Genomic DNA, 17,791 nt, shown 5'->3' with positions numbered 1-17,791 from the left:
GCGAGAAAACTGTCACCCATGTGCTGAGTACAATCTGTTACCCATGTGCTGCGGTCGCACTAAGGCCGGAGGGGGAGCCGACGTGGTGTCAGTCACCAAGACCGCGTTACGTCGCTGCGGCAACGTGATCTCAGTTTTCAGGACCACGTGGCATCCCCCTCCGCCCTTCGGGCACCTCCCCCAACGATTCGTTGGGGGAGGGAATGCCAAAGGCTGCGCTGTGTCTCTGTGCGGTCGTGGGTTAACCTTCTTGCCGTTCCGTCCGTTGGCATCTCGCGGGGCGGGCGATCTTACTACCGCTGCAGCCAGAACGTGTCGGGGCGGTACATCCCGAAGAAGGCACCGGGGTGCCAGCTATAGATGCCGTGCTTCGGCACGTTGCGCAGCTTCTTGCTGACCACGACCGGCTGAAGGGATCCCGATATGATGCCGATCGTATATTGCTGCTCGATATGCGCGGTCAGGATCTCGCGCCAGATCTCGGCCTGATCCTCAGCGTCGACCGTCTTCTCCCATTTGTCGACCAGCTCGATCAGGCGTTGGATCTCCGGCATGTCGCAGGGTTCGCCGGCTTTGCCCTTGGTCTCGCGATACAGCCCCCATTTCGGCCACTGCAGGTCGCCCAACGTACCGGGCGCATATTCGCGCGGACTCGACGCTGCGGTCGGCAGGGCGTTTTCAAAGCCGTACCAGACGGCGATCATGGTCTGGCCGGCGGCAACGCGCTGGCGCAGCAGATCGCGGGTTTGCGGCCTGATCAGCAGCTTGATGCCGGCCTTGCGCCAGGTGGTCTGCATCAGCATCAGGATGTCGGCCTGTTCCTTTGATTCGCCGGACGTTTCGGCGACCAGCAGCAACGGTCTGCCATCCTCCAGCAGCCGGGTATTCTCGGCGTTGCGCTTCGTCAGCCCGAGCTCGTCGAGCAGCTGGTTGGCCAGCTTCAGGTCGAACTGCGTATTGCGTTCGCGGTACTCGGGCTGGAACAGCGGTGATCCGGGCCGGATGGTGTTGTTGCCCGGCCGCGCCAGGCCGAGGAACACCGCTTCGTTGATCTCCTCGCGGTCGGTCGCGAACGACAGCGCCCGACGGAAGCGCGCATCGCGGAACAGCCCGCGCAACACCGGATCGGCGTGGTTGAAGTTGGGATAGAGCGCCAGCTCCGATCCGTTGCCGGTTTCCCAGAGATAGACCTCGAACGGGAAGACCTTGGTATAGCTCTTGAGGTACGTGAAGTCGTCGAACTTCAGGTAGCGCGCCTGCAGGTCGCTTTCGCCGCTGCCGGCCTTGAGCGGGATCACCGTCGGCGACACCACGTTCAGTACGACCTGGTCGAGATAGGGCAGTTGCACGCCATTGGCGTCGATACGGTGATAGAAGGGGTTGCGCTCGAAGACCAGGCGGGTCGATGGCGGCTTGGTCCTGGGCAACCACGGCATCAGCGTCGGCAGGTCGGGGTTGTCGCTGACATACATCTGATCCAGCCGATTATGCAGGCGCGGCCACTCGCGCGAGCGCGTCTGCTTGATCACCTCGGCGAGCGCCTGCGGGTCGGCATACTTGGCGTGGAATTGCTTCAGGTAGTGGGCAGGGCGATAGATGAACAGCGGTAGCGCACGCGCCTGCGCTTCGAGGAAGTACGGATTGGGCGCCTTCCAGGTGAACCGCACGGTCTGCGGGTCGAGAACCTCGAAAACCGGCGGCAGGTCGTCGATCAGCATCTCGCCCGGCGGGCCGTTGGGGTTCAGCTCGCGGTTGTTGGCGACGTCCTCCCACCAATAACGGATATCCTCCGCCGTGAAGGGGTGGCCGTCCGACCAGCGATGGCCGGCACGCAGCCGGAATGTGAAGCGCCGGCCTTCCTCGACCGTGAACGATGCGAGGAGATCGGGCCGCAGGCTGAGGTCGGGTTCGAAGGCGATGATGCGGGCGTAGCCATAAAGCGACATCAGGCGCGTGTCGCGCTCGGCACCCAGGGTCACGATGGTCCCGCCCGAGTGTCCCGGTCCGTCGCTGCCGGCAAAACCACGGACGACGAACGGTTCACGCGGCAACCGCTCCTTGATCGGCGGCAGCGACCCCGCCTTGATGCGTTCCAGCCAGAAGGGTGTCTCTTTTGCCGTCACCGCCGGCGGGTTGGCTGTGGCCGGTGCTGCCAGAGCCGACAGCGCGGAGCCCACGCCGACACCCAGAACGTGTCGTCGGGTCAGTCCCGCTGCTGTCAGACCTCTGACACGAACACCCATGTCCATCCCTCGAACGGTGGGGATGAATTGTGCCTGTCTTGCTGCTCCGTTGCGACCTTTATCGACCGGAAGAACGACGGCAAAGGGGGCTCAGGCGTGCTTGGCACTCAGTGCATGGCGAACGGCGGGGCGCTCCGCCTCGATGCGGATGTACCAGATCAGCAGCGCAGCGATGATTTTCACCACGACCGGCAGCACGATGTAGACGATCACCAATGCCGTCGTGTCGTATCGACCGGCGCCGGGATCGAAGCCGAGCCACGCCGCCACCGGCAGCGAGAAGGCGGCACCCACGGCCGTGGCGAGCTTGGTGGCCAGCGCCCAGAGCCCGAAATAGGCACCGGTCTCGCCCTTGGTATCGGCCCCTTCCTGGGCGTTGATGATGTCGGCCAGGATCGAGGGCGGCAGGCCATAGTCGGCGCCGAGCCCCAGCCCGGTGATGGCCGATGCAAGGACGAACAGCCACAGGTGACTGGGGCCGCAGAAGGCCGCGATGGACATGGCGATCGCCGTCAAGGCCATGCCGATGAACCAGGCCGACGCCTTGCTGAGGCGCTTCGACAGGATCAGCCACATCGGCACGCTGGCCGCCCCGGCGATGAAGTAGGTCAGCAGCACGATGCCGGCTTCCGTCTTGGAGCCCTTCAGCACGTGCTCGACATAGAACAGCATGACACTGACGGCGATCCCCAGCGCCGAGCCGTTGACGATGAAGACCAGCAGCAGGCGGCGGAACAGGGGGTTCTTCAGCGGCGCCACGAAGTCATGGAAGATCGAGCGCCGCCCCTTGCGGACGACAGCACCGTGTACGCTGGGCGGCGAGCGCAGCAGGGCGGGCAGGGCCGACAGGATACCGATGCCGATGAACAGCAGGCCGAACAGCGCATAGCCGCTGATTTCGGCCTCGTGCTGCGCTGCCCTGAGCTTGGCCTGGGCAATGGCGGCCGCGGCCTGGTCGCTGGCCACCTTGGCAGCAGCCAGCGCCGTGCGGGCCTCTTCCGCAACGACCTTGGTATCGGCGAAGAAGTTGGTGGACGTGAGGATGGCGGGCAGCACGACGGCAAGCGTCATGCCGGTCAGCCCGAACACCTCGCGGGCCACCGTGACACGCGTTCGCTCGTTGTAGTCGTCGCTCAGCTCGGCGCCGTGGGCATGGTAGCTGATCGAGGTACCGGCGTAGCCCAGATGCACGACCACGAGAGCCACAAGCAGCCAGATCTGCAGGCCGGTCTTGCCCAGCGAGTCAGTCGGTGGGTAGAACAGTGCCGCGAAACCACCGATCAGCAGCGGCAGCATCAGGGCCACCAGCAGCAGCCGCCCGTTGCGGCGCACCGTCAAGCGATCGCTGATGAAGCCGATGACCGGATCCTGCAGGGCGTCGATCACGCGGGTGACCAGCAGGAACAGGCCCAGCGAGGCCAGCGACAGGCCCAGCGTCTCGCCATAGAATTTCGGGACGTTGAGAACGACAGGCAATGCCGCCATGGCCAACGGTAGCTGCAACGTTGCGTAGGCGACCAGGCGGCCAAACGGAATCTTCACCTGGCGTGCTGTTGTCAGCACCCCGGAAGGAGGAGCTTGCAAGTGGGCCTTCCTGTCTGCCTTCAGTCGTTGGGCAAGGGATATGGGCTGGAGGGGCGCTTGGCAATCCCCAAGAATCCCGTCAGGGCAATCGACTTGGGCACAAGAAACTAGGTCATCTGGACGACCTTGTCGCGATCCAGCTCCACAATCTCGTCAGGCGACAGGCCCAATTCAAGCAGAACAGTTCGCGAATCGGCGCCCAGCCGCGGCGCCGGCTCGGCGACGCCCGCTGCAACATCATTGACACGGAAGCCGGCACCCGGCGTTTCGATGGGCCGGTCATAGCCCGGCTGCGCGTCGATCCGGTGGAGAATGCCCGGCGTCTGGCGATAGGCGCCATCGAGATAGCCATCGATCGTGCGGATCTTGGCCGACGCAATACCCGCGGCGTTGAACGCCGTTTCCCAATGGTCGGCCGTGCCCTGCCGCAGGCCGGCCGCGAACGCGGCGCGCGCGCCGTCGAGGTCGGCGACGACGAAGAAGCCGCCTTTGCTGCCGGCCAGGGCGAAGCGCGGATCATGCCGCAGGGCCGGCTGCCCGATGATCTCCAGGGCCCGGTAGCCTTGCTCGGGTGTGTTGGCCGCCACCGAAAGCCAGCCGTCCGCCGTGGCGAACACGCCGGAGGTGGGACTGGATGCCAGGGATCGGTTGCCGAAACGTTCGCCCGGTATGCGGCCCACCGTCCAGGTCGCGGTCGGGCCGATCATCAGCATCAAGGCCGAATCGGCCATGGCGACATCGATGCGGCAGCCCTTGCCGGTGCGCTGGCGCTCGAGCAGCGCCGACAGGACGGCGCAGGCGCCGTTCATGCCGGTGGCGATATCGATGGCGGGAAAGCCGACCTTCAGGGGCGGCTCGCCAGGCTCGCCCTGCATCATCATCACGCCGGTGGCCGCCTGGATCGCCTGGTCGTAGCCGGCGCGATCGGCGAAAGCGCCGCTCTGGCCCCAACCGCTGACCGAGCAATAGACCAGTCCCGGGTTCGTCGCCGACAGCGTGTCATAGTCGAACTTCAAACGGCGCAACTCGCCGGGGCGCAGGTTCTCGACCAGCACGTCGGCGTCGGCGATCAAGCGCCGCAAGATGTCCTGGCCGCGGCGATCCTTGATATCGAGTGCGAGCGAACGCTTGCCGGCGTTGAGGCCGATGAACTGCGGCCCCAGGCCGGGCGGCGACTGTCCCGGGCGGCCCGCGCGCATGACGTCGCCGGTGCCGGGGCGCTCGATCTTGATCACGTCGGCGCCGAGCTGGCGCAGGATGTGCGTGACGTACGGCCCGGCCAGCACATGTGTCAGATCGATAACGCGTTTGCCGGCAAGTGGCGTGAACATGTGAGCCATACTCCTCGATTCGCCCGGTGTTTGTGACGCCTGTCCAGGTCGCCCGCGATTCTCGCGCTTGAGGCCCCGGATGCGCGAAGATACCGTGTCTTGAGGCGCACCGTTGATGGGATTCGCGGCGCCGTGCGGCAGTTCACCCATGTTGATCGAGCGAGACGACCCGCTTGAGTCTTTGTTGAGCATCTCGCGTCGCGCGGCTGCCGGGCGTGGCGGCGTGGCGGTGCTGGGTGCCGAGGCCGGCGGCGGCAAGACGTCGTTGCTGGGCGAGTTCGCGCGACGTGTCGATGCGGGTTGTCGTGTTCTGTGGGGTGGGTGCGAGGCGTTGTTCACGCCGCGGCCCTTGGGCCCGCTGCACGACATGGCCCACATGCTCGATCCGCGGGTCGCGGCCTTGCTGGGGCAGACCGCGGCGCCGGGGCAACTGTTTCCGGCCTTGTTGAATGTCCTGCAGGATGCCTCCGGCACCATGGTGATGGTGTTCGAGGATGTTCATTGGGCCGACAACGCGACATTGGACCTGGTGAAGTACCTCGGTCGCCGACTGTCGCTGCTGCGTGTCATGCTGGTGATGTCCCTGCGCACGGACGAGGTTGGTGCCGACCATCCGCTGGCGCAGGTGCTGGGCGATTTGCCGTCGTCGGCGGTCACGCGCCTGACGCTGCATCCGCTGTCCGCCGAAGCCGTGGCGACCCTGGCCCGGCAGGCCGGGCGTTCCGACACCGACCTTCATCGCATCACCGCCGGCAATCCGTTCTTCGTGACCGAGTTGCTGGCAAGTCACGATGTTGCGCCCGGCGCGTTGCCGGTATCGGTCCGGGACGCCGTGTGGTCGCGGCTGTCGCGGCTGACGGCCAGCGAACGCGCGTTGCTGGAGATGATCAGCATCGTGCCGGGCAGCGTGGAGCGCTGGCTCGTGCGCGCCCTGATGGGACCGCAGGCCGATGCTGCGGTCGATCAGTGCGTCGCGCGCGGCGTGCTGCTGCGTGATGACATGGGTGCCCTGAAATTCCGTCACGAGCTGGCACGACAGGCGACGCTCGAACGCTTGCCCATGTCCATCCAGCAGACCTTGCACGCCCGGGTCGAAGCCGCGCTGTCGCAAGCGCCGGCGGCCGGTGAGAGCGGCGTGCTGGCGCGGCGCGTCCATCACGCCGCCGGTGCCGATGACGGGTTACGCGTCCTTGAACTGGCGCCGCAGGCCGCCGCCCAGGCCGCGCGCCTGGGTGCGCACCAGCAGGCCGCAGCGCAGCTGGCGACCGCGCTTCGCTACGCAGCGCAAGCCTCCGACAGCCAGGCCGCGCAGCTGCACGAGGACTGGTCCTACGAGGCCGGACTGGTCAGGATCGACGACGCCGTGATCGACGCGCGGCGGCGTGCCGTCGATCTGTGGCGTGATCTGGGGCGCATGGACAAGGTCGGGTTGAACGTGCGCTGGCTGTCGCGGCTGCACTGGTACCGTGGCGAAGCGGAGCAGGCGGGAGCCCACGCCGACCAGGCGGTGCGCGAATTGGAGAGCCTGCCGCCGGGGCAGGAGCTGGCCACGGCCTATGCCGTGCGTGCGCAGTTGCACATGCTGCATGATCGTTTCGATGAGGCGATCGACTGGGGTCGGCGTGCGATCGCGCTCGCCGAGCGGTTCGGCGACGTCGAGACGCGCGTTCATGCGCTGAACACGGTGGCGACGGCGCTCCTGAACTCGGGCCGTCCGGGCGGCCGCGAACTGATGGAGGAGAGCCTGTCGCTGGCCCTCGAGCACGGGTTTCACGAGCAGGCGGCGCGCGCTTATACCAACTGGGGCGAGCATGCCGTGCTGTTCAAGGATTTCGCGCTGGCGGAGCGGTTGCTGGCCGAAGGCATTGCCTTCGATACCCGACACGACCTCGACTCCTGGACATACTACCTGGTCGGCCGCCAGGCGCAGCTTCGCCTGGAACAGGGTCGGCTGCGTGAAGCCGAGACCATCGCGCGCGGCGTGGTGGGGCTGGAGCGCCTGACTCTGGTGATGCACCTGCCGGCATTGACCGTGCTGGGCAAGGTACGGCTGCGCCTGGGCGAGCCTGACGGCCTCGCACTGCTGGAGCAGGCTCTGCAGGATGCGCTGGCCACCAGCGAGCCGCAGAACATTGTCCCGGTACGGATCGCGATGATCGAGGCGGCGTGGTTGGCGGAGGATATCGACGTCTGCCGCGAGCGGGTGGCCGAGATCGCGACCATGGACCTCGGGAATTTCGACCCATGGGAGCTGGGCGAAATCGCCGTATGGCATCAGCGCAGCGGCATGACCGACCCGCTGCCGGTGTCGATCGCGCACGTGCCGGTACCGCGGCTGACCGAACTGCGGGGCGAGCCGTTGGCAGCCGCTGCCGAATGGTCGCGCCTGGGGCTGCCGTACGAGGCTGCGCTCGCCCAGATGCACGCGACTGGACCCGGTGCCGAGGCGGCGCTGATCCAGGCCATCGCGACGCTCGAGGGGATCGGGGCGCTGCCTGCCGCCATGCTGGCGCGCCGGATGGCGCGCCGCCTGGGCGTCGCCGGCAGTCTGCCCAAAGTCCGGCGCGGTCCCTACTCGACGGCCCGGCAGCACCCGCTGGGATTGACGCGGCGGGAACTGGAGATCCTCAGCCTGATCGCCCAGGGCGTCGGCAATCGCGAAATCGCGCGGCGCCTGGTGCGCTCCCAGCGCACCATCGAGCACCACGTGTCTGCCGTGCTCGGAAAGCTCAACGCAGCCAACAAGATGGAGGTCATGTTGCGATTGCGCAGCGAGCCGTGGCTGCTGTCCGCCGAGGCGCCGTCGCCTGAAAAATAGGTAAACAGGCTCTCAAAATTGGGTGTCCGCCCCGATGTGAGAGCATGGTCTGCGACCTAGGATTTCGCCCCGATGGCACGTGTGGGGAGAGCCTGTGGTGGCGCGGAATCTTGATGGTCTGGTCTGTGCCCTGCCTTCGCGTGGCCCGGCCAATGTGATCTTCACCGACCGCTTCGCCGGGCCGCCGCGACCAGCGGTGCTGTGGGAGCTGGGAATCAAGGCGGGCGTCGGCGGCGTGCTGGCCACTGTCCTGTCGCACCTGGCCGTGGCGATCTTCCTGATCGACGATACGGGTTGCATCGCCCTGGCCAACGCGGCGGCGGAAAGCCTGATCCGGGTCGGTGATGGCCTGCAGGCGACCAACCGTCGACTGCGCGCTGCCGATCTCAATGCCGACCGGGCATTGCGGCTGGCCATCAGCGACGCCGTGGCGTGCGGTCAAGATGGTCCACGCGTTGCCGAGGCCGTGGTGCCACGGCCTGGCCGCCATCCGCTGCTGCTGTCCGTCGTGCCGTTGGGCCGAGGTGATCACGTCGAGGGGGTGAGGGCGTCGGCCATGGCGGTCGTCATGGATCCCGAAGCGCAGCCGTGGTCACGCCTGGAGGGCGTCGCGCAAGCCTACGGTCTGACGATGGCGGAAACCCGGCTCCTGGCAGCCCTCGTTGACGGTGACAGCGTCAATGCCGCGGCGCGGCGGCTGAGCATCGCGCGCGCGACCGCCAAGACCCACCTGCAGCACATCTTCGCCAAGACCTTCACGTCGCGTCAAAGCGAACTCGTTCGGCTGGTGGCCAGCACGGTGGCGCCGCTCTGGCGCGAGGCGCCGTCATCGCCTGAAGCTGCCCTGCCCGCGACGTAGGGAGGCGGCTCATGGGGCCTCGGGCGGCTGGACCGTGGCAGCGGACGCCATGGCGGCTCGATGCCGCCCGGCACGGAGGTTCCTTGCTGTTGGCCGCCGCTGCCGTGGGCGGCAGGCTCAGCCTGCGGCACGACGGGACGGGCCAGAAACTCGTGGTGCCCTTCGCCTTCTATTCCGTCGGTGTCGGTCACGATGCCGTTCTGAATGATGCCCTGTGTTGCGCGACCGGCTGGGCGGAGAGCGATACCTGCGTCCGTGTGCGGCCCGGACGTGAGTTCGGTCCCGATGCGTTTCCGTGCCTGGGCTATTTCGTAAATCTTGGCATGGAGTCGCGCCAACCGCCGGCGGCGATCGATCGGGCCTTCTTCCTGTTTGGCTTTCCCACCCCGTTCGGCGGGATCGACGTCACGGGATGGTTCAGCATGGCCCTGCGATCCACCGGGTCGATGATGGGCGGCGTCGCGTTCAGCGAGGGTGTGGTCAGGGGCGGCCGGTGACGATTACGTTTTCGTCGACCGGGCGAGGCGCGCTTCGCGCAAGGTGACGTAAGTCGCAGCCGCGAAGATCAACGCACCGCCCACCCACACATGCCACGTGGGCGTCTCGCTGAACAGCATGTAGCCCAGCAGGGTGATCCAGATCATGCGCGAGAAATCCATCGGCAGGACGGCCGAGGCTTCGGCGTGGCGGAAGGCCTGGGCCATCAGCAGATGGGTGAATGTGCCGGCGCAACCGGCGACCATCATCAGCCCCCACTGCGCCCAGCTGGGATCGCGCCATACGAAGGCGGCCGGAATGGCCAGCACCGGCGTGATCAGCGAGGTCACCCACGCCGTCATGCTGGCCGGCGTTTCGCTGCGTGCCATGCGCTTGATCACCAGCAGGGCGCCGGCCCAGCACGCGGCGGCGCCGACCAGCAGGCCCCAGCCGATATTGAACGAGTCGCCCGGGCGGACGATCACCAGGACACCGCCGAAGCCCACTGCCAGCGCCAGGCCGCGCCGCCAGCCGACCCGTTCGCCCAGCAGCAGCATCGCGCCGGCGGTGGCGAAGAGCGGCGCCAGGAAGCTGAGCGCGGCGATATCGGCCAGGATCACCAGCGGCACGGACGCGAACCACATCGTCATGGCCATGATCTGCAGGCCGGAGCGCAAGGCGTGCAGCGGGAACACCGTCGTGCGCAGTCCCGACGCGCCCAGCCGGATGAACCAGGGTGCCAGCACCAGCAGGCCGCAGAACATGCGCAGGAACAGGACCTGCAGCGAATGCAGGTCCTGCGAGACGATCCGCACGCAGCCGATCATCACCGTCTCGCACATCGTCGCCGCCACCCACAGGCCCATGCCGACCAGGGTTGCGGATGCCGGGCGGATGCGGGCCGGCGCCGGCGGCTCAGGCACGTCGTGCCCGTGGCGCGGCGAGGATGGCGCGGCTCTCCAGCAAGGTGTTGGCGATCAGTGCGCCCAGCACGACGGCGCCGCCGAGCAGGCCGACCGCGCTCGGCGACTCGCCGAAGGCGAGCCATACCCACAGCGGGCCCAGCACCGTCTCGAGCAGTGCCACCAGCCCGGCCTGGGCTGCCGGCAGGTGGCGGATCCCCAGGGTGAACAGCACCAGGCCGAGGCCCAGCTGTACGACACCCAGGAACGCCAGCGACGGCACTTCATGCAATGGCGCCGGGAAGGGCCACGCCAGCGGCAGGCTGATGGCTGCCGAGATCAGCCCGCCCAGCACCACCGTGGGCATCATGTCGACGTCGGGCCGCGTGCGCAGCACCACCATGTTGGTGGCGAAGCAGGCGGCGCAGGCGACCGCCAGCAGCGAACCGGCCATGCCGTGGCTCGTGAACGAGTCGTTGACCATCAGGACCACGCCGCAAAGCGCCGCCAGCATCGCCAACCAGGTGTTCCAGCGCACCGGCTCGCGCAGCACGACGCGGGCCAGCAGGGCCGCCATCAGCGGCGCCGATGCGGTGACCACCAGCACGTTGGCTACGGTCGCCACCTTCAGGGCCAGGATGAAGACGATGAACGATCCCGACAGGCAGAGGCCGCTGAGCAACATCGGCGCCAGCGCATGGCGCAGGCTGTAGAGCGCCGCCTCGCGACGCCAGATGGCGAGATAGATGCCGACCGTGATCGCCATGACCAGCGAGCGCCAGAACACGACTTCCCAGGCGTTGGCGTGCAGGGACCGCACCACCAGCCCGCCGAAGCTCCAGCACACCGCTCCGGCGGCGACCAGGATCACGCCCAGCGCGTAGGATGGCGGCGGCATCATCGCCGGAACGAAGGGCAATGCGGGGTGGGGGCGAGCGACGACATGGGTGCGGCGAGGGAGCGGACGCCCCTGTCTAGCCCAGATACGTCCCGCGCCGCCACTGTCTACGGGCGCCGAGGCCTGCAGTTCATGCAACCGTCAACCGCGCACCGGCCGTGCGACGTACCAGCCGATCACCAGCAGCGGGATGCCCAGCGTGAGCCAGGAGAGCGCATCCCAGACGTCGTCGCCCAGCAAGGCCGAGATCAGGCCGACGGCGCTCATCACGCCCAACAGGGTAGGGACGCCGAAAATGCGCCAGAGGCCGTTGCCGGCGCGCGGGCTCGATGTCCGGTTCATTCGGCGGGCCTCCGCAGAGCGACCGGTGCGGGCGTCAGGTCAGGTATCGCCCTGTCCTCCTCCACGGTTTCGCCCAGGCGCGCCTCCACGCTGGTGCGGCGGCGCGCGACCCACAGATACAGCCCGCTGCCCAGCACGATGATGGTCACGATGTCGAGCAGCGCCCAGATGATCTTCATCGGCATGCCGCCGTAGTCGCCGAAATGCAGCGGCTGCGAGACCAGCAGCGCGGTGAGATACCAGGGCAGCTCGCGGGTGTCGGTCAGGGCCGCGGTCTCGCCGTCCACCAGGACCGGCCGGATCAGGCGCTTGGTCAGCGGTGCATTGCCGCGCATGGCCACCATGTGATGATGGGCGCTCGAGAACAGCGTGCCGGGAAAGGCGATGAAGCTCGGCGTCATGCCAGGGGTCGCTTCGCGCGCCGTGGCTACCACGCGATCGAGCGAGGCCAGGCGGTCGGGTGCCACCGGCGGCTTGCCCTGATAGGGCGCCACCATGGTGGCAAGCTGGTCGTAGCGCCAGAGTTGGATCACCAGGTCGGCCCAGGTGTTGATCACGCCCGTGAAGCCGACCACCAGCGCCCACACCAGGGTGACGACGCCCAGCAGGTTGTGCGTATCCAGCCATTTCAGGCGGCGCGATTTCTGCACGCGCACCGTGCCGAAGGTGAGCTTGCGCATGAACGGTGCATAGAGCACCACGCCCGAGATGATCGCCACCACGAGCAACAAGCCCATGGCGCCGAGGAACAGCTTGCCGGGCAGGCCGGCGAACAGGTCAACGTGCAGGGTGAACATCACGTACATGAAGCCCTCCTGCGTCTTGGGTTCGTTGAGCACCTTGGCCGTGCGCGCGTCCAGCACGACAGGCTTCAACTCGGACGGCGGCGCATCGACGGTCTTGGCCATGCTGACGAAGACGATGTCGGGCTCATCGGGATCCCAGCCGACATACTGAATGACATCGCCCGGACGCTGCGCCTTGGCGGCGGCGATGACCGTGTCGAGGCTGACATGCGGCGTGCCAGCCGCCATCTCCGGCGGTTCGACCTCGTTGCCGAGCAGGTGGTCGAGCTCGTGGTGGAAAATCAGCGGCAAGCCGGTCAGGCACAGCAACAGCATGAACGCCGTGCAGATCAGGCTGGTCCATTTGTGCGTCGCCGACCAGATCCGGATGGTCCTGGCGGTCATCATAGGCGGGCCTCGCTGTCGGCAGGGGCGGACATCGCCCTGCAATAGCCGGCTGGCAACTGACAATCAAGAATGCAAGTCAGTTGCATTTGCGCAGCGATGTCGCTAGAGCGCAGGGTCCACGCCAGTCGCGGCGTGGCAGTGCGAATGGCGTAGGAGAGATATAGATGGTGGATCGGACGCGCGCGGCGCGACACGACAGGGCGCGCGCGGGAAGGCGGCGGCTGGGCTGTGTGGCCCTGGTGGCAACGACAGCGGTGATCAGCCCGGTGTGGGCGCAGCAGGCGCCGGCTGACGGCACGACGGTGCTGGAGCCGCTCACCATCGGCGCGGATCGTGCCACGACGGCCACCAAGACCGACACCAAGCTCACCGAGACCCCGCAGTCGATCAGCGTCGTGCCGTCGCGCCAGATCGTGGAGCAGGGTGCGACCGAACTGCAGGATGCCTTGCGCTACTCGGCTGGCGTGCGCGCCGAGGCCTATGGGTTCGATACGCGACAGAACAACATCGAAAGCCGTGGCTTCGCCGTCGTCGAGTACCAGGACGGCCTGAACCGCATGCTGGCTTCGGGCGCCTATCCCCTGATGCCGCGCCCCGATCCCTATACATTGGAGCGCATCGAACTGCTGCGCGGCCCGTCGTCCGTCCTCTACGGCGCCGGGACGACCGGCGGCGTCGTCAACATGGTGAGCAAGCGGCCGCGGCTGGACTTCGGCGGCGAGGTCGGGGTGCAGTACGGCACCTACGATCGCAAACAGCTGCAGTTCGATGTCACCGGCGCCCTCAACGCCGAGCGCACGATCGCCGGGCGCCTGGTGGGTGTCGTGCGCGATGCCGGCATGCAGACCGACCACCTGCCCAACGATCGCTATCTCTTTGCGCCGTCGTTGATGTGGCGGCCCGACGAACGCACCAGCGTCACCTTCCTGGGCCTGTTCCAGAAGGACAACAGCGCCTCGAGCCAGCAGTTCCTGCCGGTGGCGGCGACTCTCAAGGCGCCGGGTGGCCGGCGGTTGTCCGACCGGCGGTTCCTGGGCGAGCCGACCGGCGATACGCTGAAGACCCAGCAGACTGCCGGCACGCTGCTGGTCGAGCACCGCTTCAACGACTGGCTGAAGGTCAACAGCAGCACGCGCTTCGTGAAGGGGAAGGTGCATTTCGTCGAGATCTTTCCCGACGTCTATTCGAACCCGACCAATCCGTTCCATCCCGATGGCCGAACGCTCGACCGCCTGACCTATGAAGTCCGGCAGCGCAATCAGGCCTTCACCACCGACAACAACCTGCAGTTCGACTTCACCACCGGCGTCCTGACGCACAAGGTCCTGGTCGGCGTCGACTACCTCAACTTCCGCCTGAAGGGCGCCAAGGCCTCGGGATCGACCACGCCGATCGATGCCTACAGTCCGGTCTACGGCAACTTCGACCTGCCGCCGCTGGTCCGCGACCCTAAGCTGCGCCAGACGCAGATCGGCGTCTACGTCCAGGACCAGATCCGCTACAGCAACTGGGCATCCCTGGTCCTGGGCATCCGCCGTGACCATGCCGAGGCCCGCGTCGGGGACACGCACACGGTCGACAATGCGGTCAGCGTGCGCGCTGGCCTCATCATCGATGTCGGCTACGGCTTGTCGCCCTACATCAGCTATTCGGAATCGTTCCAGCCGGTTTCCGGCCTTGACCTCTACGGCCAGGTCTTCAAGCCGCAGCGCGGCCGCCAGTACGAGGCCGGGATCAAGTGGCAGCCCGAACCGGGAACGCTGGTCACGCTGTCGGCCTTCCATATCCGCGAGACCAACCGGCTGACCAACGATCCGGAAAACGTCCTCAATACCGTGCAGACCGGCGAGGTCCGCTCGCGCGGCGTCGAACTGGAAGCATCGTGGGCGGTGACCCCGGAACTCAACCTGATCGGTGCCTACACCTTCACCGATGCCAAGATCACCAAGAGCGGCGATTCCTCCGAAATCGGCGAGGGACTCGATTCGGTGCCCAAGCACATGGCGTCGATCTGGGGCGTTCGCACGTTCAAGCTCAGCGATGACTGGGCGGTTCGCGTCGGTCTGGGCGTGCGTTACGTCGGTGCGACCCAATCGTCGGTCGGTCCCGGCAAGCTGAATACGCCGGGTTATGCGCTGGTCGACGGGCTGGTGGCGGTCGACTGGCAGAACTGGTCGCTGGCGGTGAACGCGGCCAACCTGCTGGACAAGCGCCACTACACCGCCTGCCGCACGTTCGGTGACTGCTTCATGGGCAACCGCCGCACCGCCATTGCGACACTGACCCGGCGCTTCTGAGACCTCGTATCGAGCGATGTCGCGTTTGCCCGCCGCGCGCGGTAGAACGACGGGCAATGAACCACGCTTCGCTCGACCTGCTGCCGTTTCAGCCGCGATTTCCCTGGCTTACGGGCGACCTGCAGACGCTGGCTAACAAGCTGTCGTTTCCACCATCGGGCACCGGTGCGGCGTCGTGCGCGCCGCTGCGGTTGCCGATGGACGACGGCAGCGGCGATACATTGCTCGCGACCCTGGAGCGGCCGTCGCATGACGGCGGCGGTCCGGCGCTGATCCTGATCCATGGGCTGACCGGCAGCGCCGACAGCGTCTACGTGCGCAACACGGCGCGGCACTTCCTGGCCCTGGGGCATCCCGTGCTGCGGCTCAACCTGCGCGCCGCCGGACCGTCGCGCCCGTTGTGCGGCGACATCTACTACGCCGGCCGGACCCAGGACTTCCGTGCCGTCCTTCGGTTGCTGCCGTCCGATCTTGTCGGGCGCGGGCTGGTCGCGGTGGGCTACTCGCTGGGCGGCAACATGCTGCTGAAGTATCTCGGCGAGGAGGGCGCCGCCGCGCCGCTGCAGGCTGCTGCTGCGGTCTCGGCGCCGATCGACCTGTCGGCGACCTGTCAGTACATGATGCGGCCGCGCAACTGGCTCTATCACCGCTACATCATCGCCGCCATGAAGCGCGAAGCGACGGCGCCGGGCGCGCGCCTGACGGCGGCCGAGCGCGCCGCGATCATGTCCGCGGGCAACGTCTGGGAATACGACGATCGCTTCATCGCGCCGCGACACGGATTTTCTGGCGCCGAGGATTACTACGACAAGAACAAGGCCGTGCGCTTCATGCCGGCGATCCGCACGCCGACCCTGGTGATCGCGGCGGCCGATGATCCGTGGATTCCCATAGCGATCTACCGCGGCTTCGATTGGGTTTCGAACAAGGCACTGGTGCCGCTGCTGGCCGACGGCGGCGGCCATGTCGGGTTCCACGCCGCCGGCAACCCGACACCCTGGCACGATCGCGCGCTCGAAAGCTTTATGCAGGGCGGCGGGCCGCATTTGCCGGGAGCGCGCCACTCCAGTGGCGCGCTCCCGGCGGAGGGCTAGTACCCGGAATCACTCGTCACTGATACAGCTGTCATCCCGAGCGTAGCGAGGGATCTTCTGCAAGTGACGCACGGTTGCGCTTGCATCGAAAGATCCCTCGCTGCGCTCGGGATGACAGTCCCGAGTCACACTCGAGCGATAGCGGGTACTAGACCTCGATCCCGATGGGATCGGCGGGCCAGGGCGCGGCGAGCAGGTCGTTGAGCAGCCGCGCCAGGTGGCGCGGCACGAAGCGGTCGCCGGAGGCCGCGATCTCGCTGGCCGACCACCAGCGGAAACCGCGGATGCCGGCCTGCTCTTCTGCCGTCAAGCCTTGCGGCGCCGGATCGAACGTGGCGATGCGCTGGGCGTAGACACGGGCGAGCGTCAACACACGGTGGCCGTCGCGCACGATCTCCTTCTCGCCGGTCCAGACCCACTGGCCGGCGTGCGTCAGCCGACGGCCGGTCTCTTCCCAGATCTCGCGCAGCAGCGCCGCCTCGAACGATTCGCCGTCGTCGAGCGAACCGCCCGGCGTCACCCAGAACGTGCGCGGCACGCTTGCACGGTCGGGCAGGACGACATGGCCCGCGGCAAGCTGCATCAGCAGCACGCGGTCCTGTTGATCGATCAGCAAGGCACGGGCGGACGGGATGGTGCGTGTCATCGGCCCGAAGGTAATCCCCGGCCGGCGGGCCAGTGCAACCCTATTTGCCGCGCAGCAGCTTCGCGGCGTCGACGGCGCCATAGGTCAGGATGCCATCGCAGCCGGCGCGCTTGAAGCAGGCCAGCGTCTCCATGAGCACCTTGTCCCACACCAGCCAGCCATGATCGGCGGCGGCGCGCAGCATGGCGTACTCGCCGCTCACCTGGTAGGCGTAGGTCGGCACGCCGAAGGCGTCCTTCACGCGCCGCACGATGTCGAGATAGGGCAGCCCCGGCTTCACCATCACCATGTCGGCGCCTTCGGCGATGTCGTGGCCGACCTCGCGCATCGCCTCGTCGGTGTTCGCGGGATCCATCTGATAGGTCTTCTTGTCGCCCTTGAGCGCACCCAGGCTGCCGATGGCGTCGCGGAACGGATTGTAGAAGCACGACGCGTACTTGGCGGCATACGACATGATCTGCACGTGCTGGTAGCCCGCCTTGTCCAGCGCCCGGCGGAAGGCGGCGATGCGGCCGTCCATCATGTCGGACGGCGCCTGCACGTCGCAGCCGGCCTCGCTCTGCACCAGCGCCTGCTTGATCATCACCTCGACCGACTCGTCGTTGAGGATCTCCTCGCCGCGCACGATGCCGTCATGACCGTCGGCGTTGAACGGATCGAGCGCCACGTCGCAGACGATGCCGATGCCGGGCACCGCCTTCTTGGCGGCGCGGATGGCGCGGCACACCAGGTTGTCGGGATTGTAGGCCTCGCGCGCGTCGCTGGTTTTCTTGGCGGGATCGACCTCGGGGAAGATCGCGACGGCGGGGATGCCCAGGTCACGCGCCTGCTTGACCGCCTCGACGAACAGGTCGACCGACAGGCGGTCGACACCCGGCATCGAGGCCACGGGCGTGCGGCTGTTGGTGCCGTCCTGCACGAACACCGGCCAGATCAGGTCGTCCACACTGAGTTTCGTCTCGGCGACCAGGCGGCGGGACCAGTCGCTGCCCCGGTTGCGGCGCATGCGGGTCGTAGGATAAGCACCTAGCGTGGTGAAACGCGGCGGCATGATGTCGTCCCTCTGGCAGCCGTGTCCGGGCCGGCTGGCCGGGTTATGGACCGGCG

The 17,791-nt window shown here is 67.2% G+C and carries 14 protein-coding genes; 5 read left to right on the top strand and 9 right to left on the bottom strand.

Translation table 11 applies throughout. The features are described 5' to 3' along the window. Window positions 1-293: 293 nt before the first annotated feature. The 3 genes from FQU96_RS32200 to FQU96_RS32190 all read right to left on the bottom strand — a co-directional run bounded on the left by FQU96_RS32200 (window position 294) and on the right by FQU96_RS32190 (window position 5,158). Complete coding sequence (locus FQU96_RS32200; RefSeq protein ID WP_178130832.1) at window positions 294-2,243, bottom strand: ABC transporter substrate-binding protein; 1,950 nt, start codon at window positions 2,241-2,243, stop codon at window positions 294-296. Between the two features lie 90 nt (window positions 2,244-2,333). After that, window positions 2,334-3,827, bottom strand: coding sequence for an MFS transporter (locus tag FQU96_RS32195; protein WP_146545490.1), 1,494 nt, complete (start codon window positions 3,825-3,827; stop codon window positions 2,334-2,336). 107 nt (window positions 3,828-3,934) lie between these two features. Beyond that, window positions 3,935-5,158, bottom strand: a complete 1,224-nt coding sequence (locus FQU96_RS32190) for a CaiB/BaiF CoA-transferase family protein (protein ID WP_178130831.1) — start codon at window positions 5,156-5,158, stop codon at window positions 3,935-3,937. Between the two features lie 115 nt (window positions 5,159-5,273). On the opposite strand from FQU96_RS32190, the gene FQU96_RS32185 reads away from it, so the two are divergent. From FQU96_RS32185 to FQU96_RS32175, 3 genes are all read left to right on the top strand, one after another. Continuing rightward, a complete protein-coding gene (locus FQU96_RS32185; protein WP_370461570.1) occupies window positions 5,274-7,976 on the top strand; it encodes an AAA family ATPase in 2,703 nt (900 codons plus the stop codon). A gap of 97 nt (window positions 7,977-8,073) precedes the next feature. Next, window positions 8,074-8,835 carry a hypothetical protein gene (locus FQU96_RS32180; RefSeq protein WP_146545487.1) on the top strand — a complete coding sequence of 254 codons (762 nt, stop codon included), beginning with the start codon at window positions 8,074-8,076 and terminating at the stop codon, window positions 8,833-8,835. A gap of 83 nt (window positions 8,836-8,918) precedes the next feature. Then, on the top strand, window positions 8,919-9,332 hold the full coding sequence (locus FQU96_RS32175; RefSeq protein ID WP_146545486.1) for a hypothetical protein: 414 nt from the start codon (window positions 8,919-8,921) through the stop codon (window positions 9,330-9,332). Between the two features lie 3 nt (window positions 9,333-9,335). On the opposite strand, the gene FQU96_RS32170 is transcribed toward FQU96_RS32175, so the two are convergent. The 4 genes from FQU96_RS32170 to FQU96_RS32155 all read right to left on the bottom strand — a co-directional run bounded on the left by FQU96_RS32170 (window position 9,336) and on the right by FQU96_RS32155 (window position 12,644). Beyond that, on the bottom strand, window positions 9,336-10,235 hold the full coding sequence (locus tag FQU96_RS32170; protein WP_146545485.1) for a DMT family transporter: 900 nt from the start codon (window positions 10,233-10,235) through the stop codon (window positions 9,336-9,338). Further along, entirely contained in the window at window positions 10,228-11,115 is an 888-nt protein-coding gene (locus FQU96_RS32165) for a DMT family transporter (protein WP_146545484.1), read from the bottom strand. The genes FQU96_RS32170 and FQU96_RS32165 overlap by 8 nt, the downstream gene beginning before the upstream one ends. Window positions 11,116-11,253: 138 nt before the next feature. Then, complete coding sequence (locus FQU96_RS32160) at window positions 11,254-11,454, bottom strand: hypothetical protein (protein ID WP_146545483.1); 201 nt, start codon at window positions 11,452-11,454, stop codon at window positions 11,254-11,256. Then, complete coding sequence (locus tag FQU96_RS32155) at window positions 11,451-12,644, bottom strand: PepSY domain-containing protein (protein WP_146545498.1); 1,194 nt, start codon at window positions 12,642-12,644, stop codon at window positions 11,451-11,453. Before FQU96_RS32155 ends, FQU96_RS32160 begins: the two co-directional genes overlap by 4 nt. A gap of 167 nt (window positions 12,645-12,811) precedes the next feature. Here FQU96_RS32155 and FQU96_RS32150 point away from each other — a divergent pair, with 167 nt between their 5' ends. Together FQU96_RS32150 and FQU96_RS32145 are read left to right on the top strand one after the other, a co-directional pair. Further along, entirely contained in the window at window positions 12,812-14,944 is a 2,133-nt protein-coding gene (locus FQU96_RS32150) for a TonB-dependent siderophore receptor (RefSeq protein WP_146545482.1), read from the top strand. A 56-nt stretch (window positions 14,945-15,000) separates the two neighbouring features. Next, window positions 15,001-16,038 carry a YheT family hydrolase gene (locus FQU96_RS32145; protein WP_146545481.1) on the top strand — a complete coding sequence of 346 codons (1,038 nt, stop codon included), beginning with the start codon at window positions 15,001-15,003 and terminating at the stop codon, window positions 16,036-16,038. Window positions 16,039-16,186: 148 nt separating this feature from the next. Here FQU96_RS32145 and FQU96_RS32140 read toward each other — a convergent pair whose 3' ends face one another. Then, window positions 16,187-16,684 carry an NUDIX hydrolase gene (locus FQU96_RS32140; protein ID WP_178130830.1) on the bottom strand — a complete coding sequence of 166 codons (498 nt, stop codon included), beginning with the start codon at window positions 16,682-16,684 and terminating at the stop codon, window positions 16,187-16,189. A 40-nt stretch (window positions 16,685-16,724) separates the two neighbouring features. After that, window positions 16,725-17,735 (bottom strand): porphobilinogen synthase, encoded by a 1,011-nt coding sequence (gene hemB, locus FQU96_RS32135; protein ID WP_146545479.1) that lies wholly within the window; start codon window positions 17,733-17,735, stop codon window positions 16,725-16,727. Window positions 17,736-17,791: the final 56 nt, after the last annotated feature.

It is taken from the genome of Reyranella sp. CPCC 100927 (assembly GCF_007859315.1).
Classification (GTDB): domain Bacteria; phylum Pseudomonadota; class Alphaproteobacteria; order Reyranellales; family Reyranellaceae; genus Vineibacter.
This window is presented reverse-complemented; position numbering and strand designations above follow the sequence as displayed.

Excerpts from the sequence above, each read along its gene's own strand:
- FQU96_RS32200 (WP_178130832.1), bottom strand. The coding sequence starts at position 2,243 with ATGGGTGTTCGTGTCAGAGGTCTGACAGCAGCGGGACTGACCCGACGA.
- FQU96_RS32190 (WP_178130831.1), bottom strand. The coding sequence starts at position 5,158 with ATGTTCACGCCACTTGCCGGCAAACGCGTTATCGATCTGACACATGTG.
- FQU96_RS32185 (WP_370461570.1), top strand. The coding sequence starts at position 5,274 with ATGGGATTCGCGGCGCCGTGCGGCAGTTCACCCATGTTGATCGAGCGA.
- FQU96_RS32165 (WP_146545484.1), bottom strand. The coding sequence starts at position 11,115 with ATGATGCCGCCGCCATCCTACGCGCTGGGCGTGATCCTGGTCGCCGCC.
- FQU96_RS32160 (WP_146545483.1), bottom strand. The coding sequence starts at position 11,454 with ATGAACCGGACATCGAGCCCGCGCGCCGGCAACGGCCTCTGGCGCATT.
- FQU96_RS32155 (WP_146545498.1), bottom strand. The coding sequence starts at position 12,644 with ATGACCGCCAGGACCATCCGGATCTGGTCGGCGACGCACAAATGGACC.
- FQU96_RS32150 (WP_146545482.1), top strand. The coding sequence starts at position 12,812 with ATGGTGGATCGGACGCGCGCGGCGCGACACGACAGGGCGCGCGCGGGA.
- FQU96_RS32145 (WP_146545481.1), top strand. The coding sequence starts at position 15,001 with ATGAACCACGCTTCGCTCGACCTGCTGCCGTTTCAGCCGCGATTTCCC.
- FQU96_RS32140 (WP_178130830.1), bottom strand. The coding sequence starts at position 16,684 with ATGACACGCACCATCCCGTCCGCCCGTGCCTTGCTGATCGATCAACAG.
- hemB (WP_146545479.1), bottom strand. The coding sequence starts at position 17,735 with ATGCCGCCGCGTTTCACCACGCTAGGTGCTTATCCTACGACCCGCATG.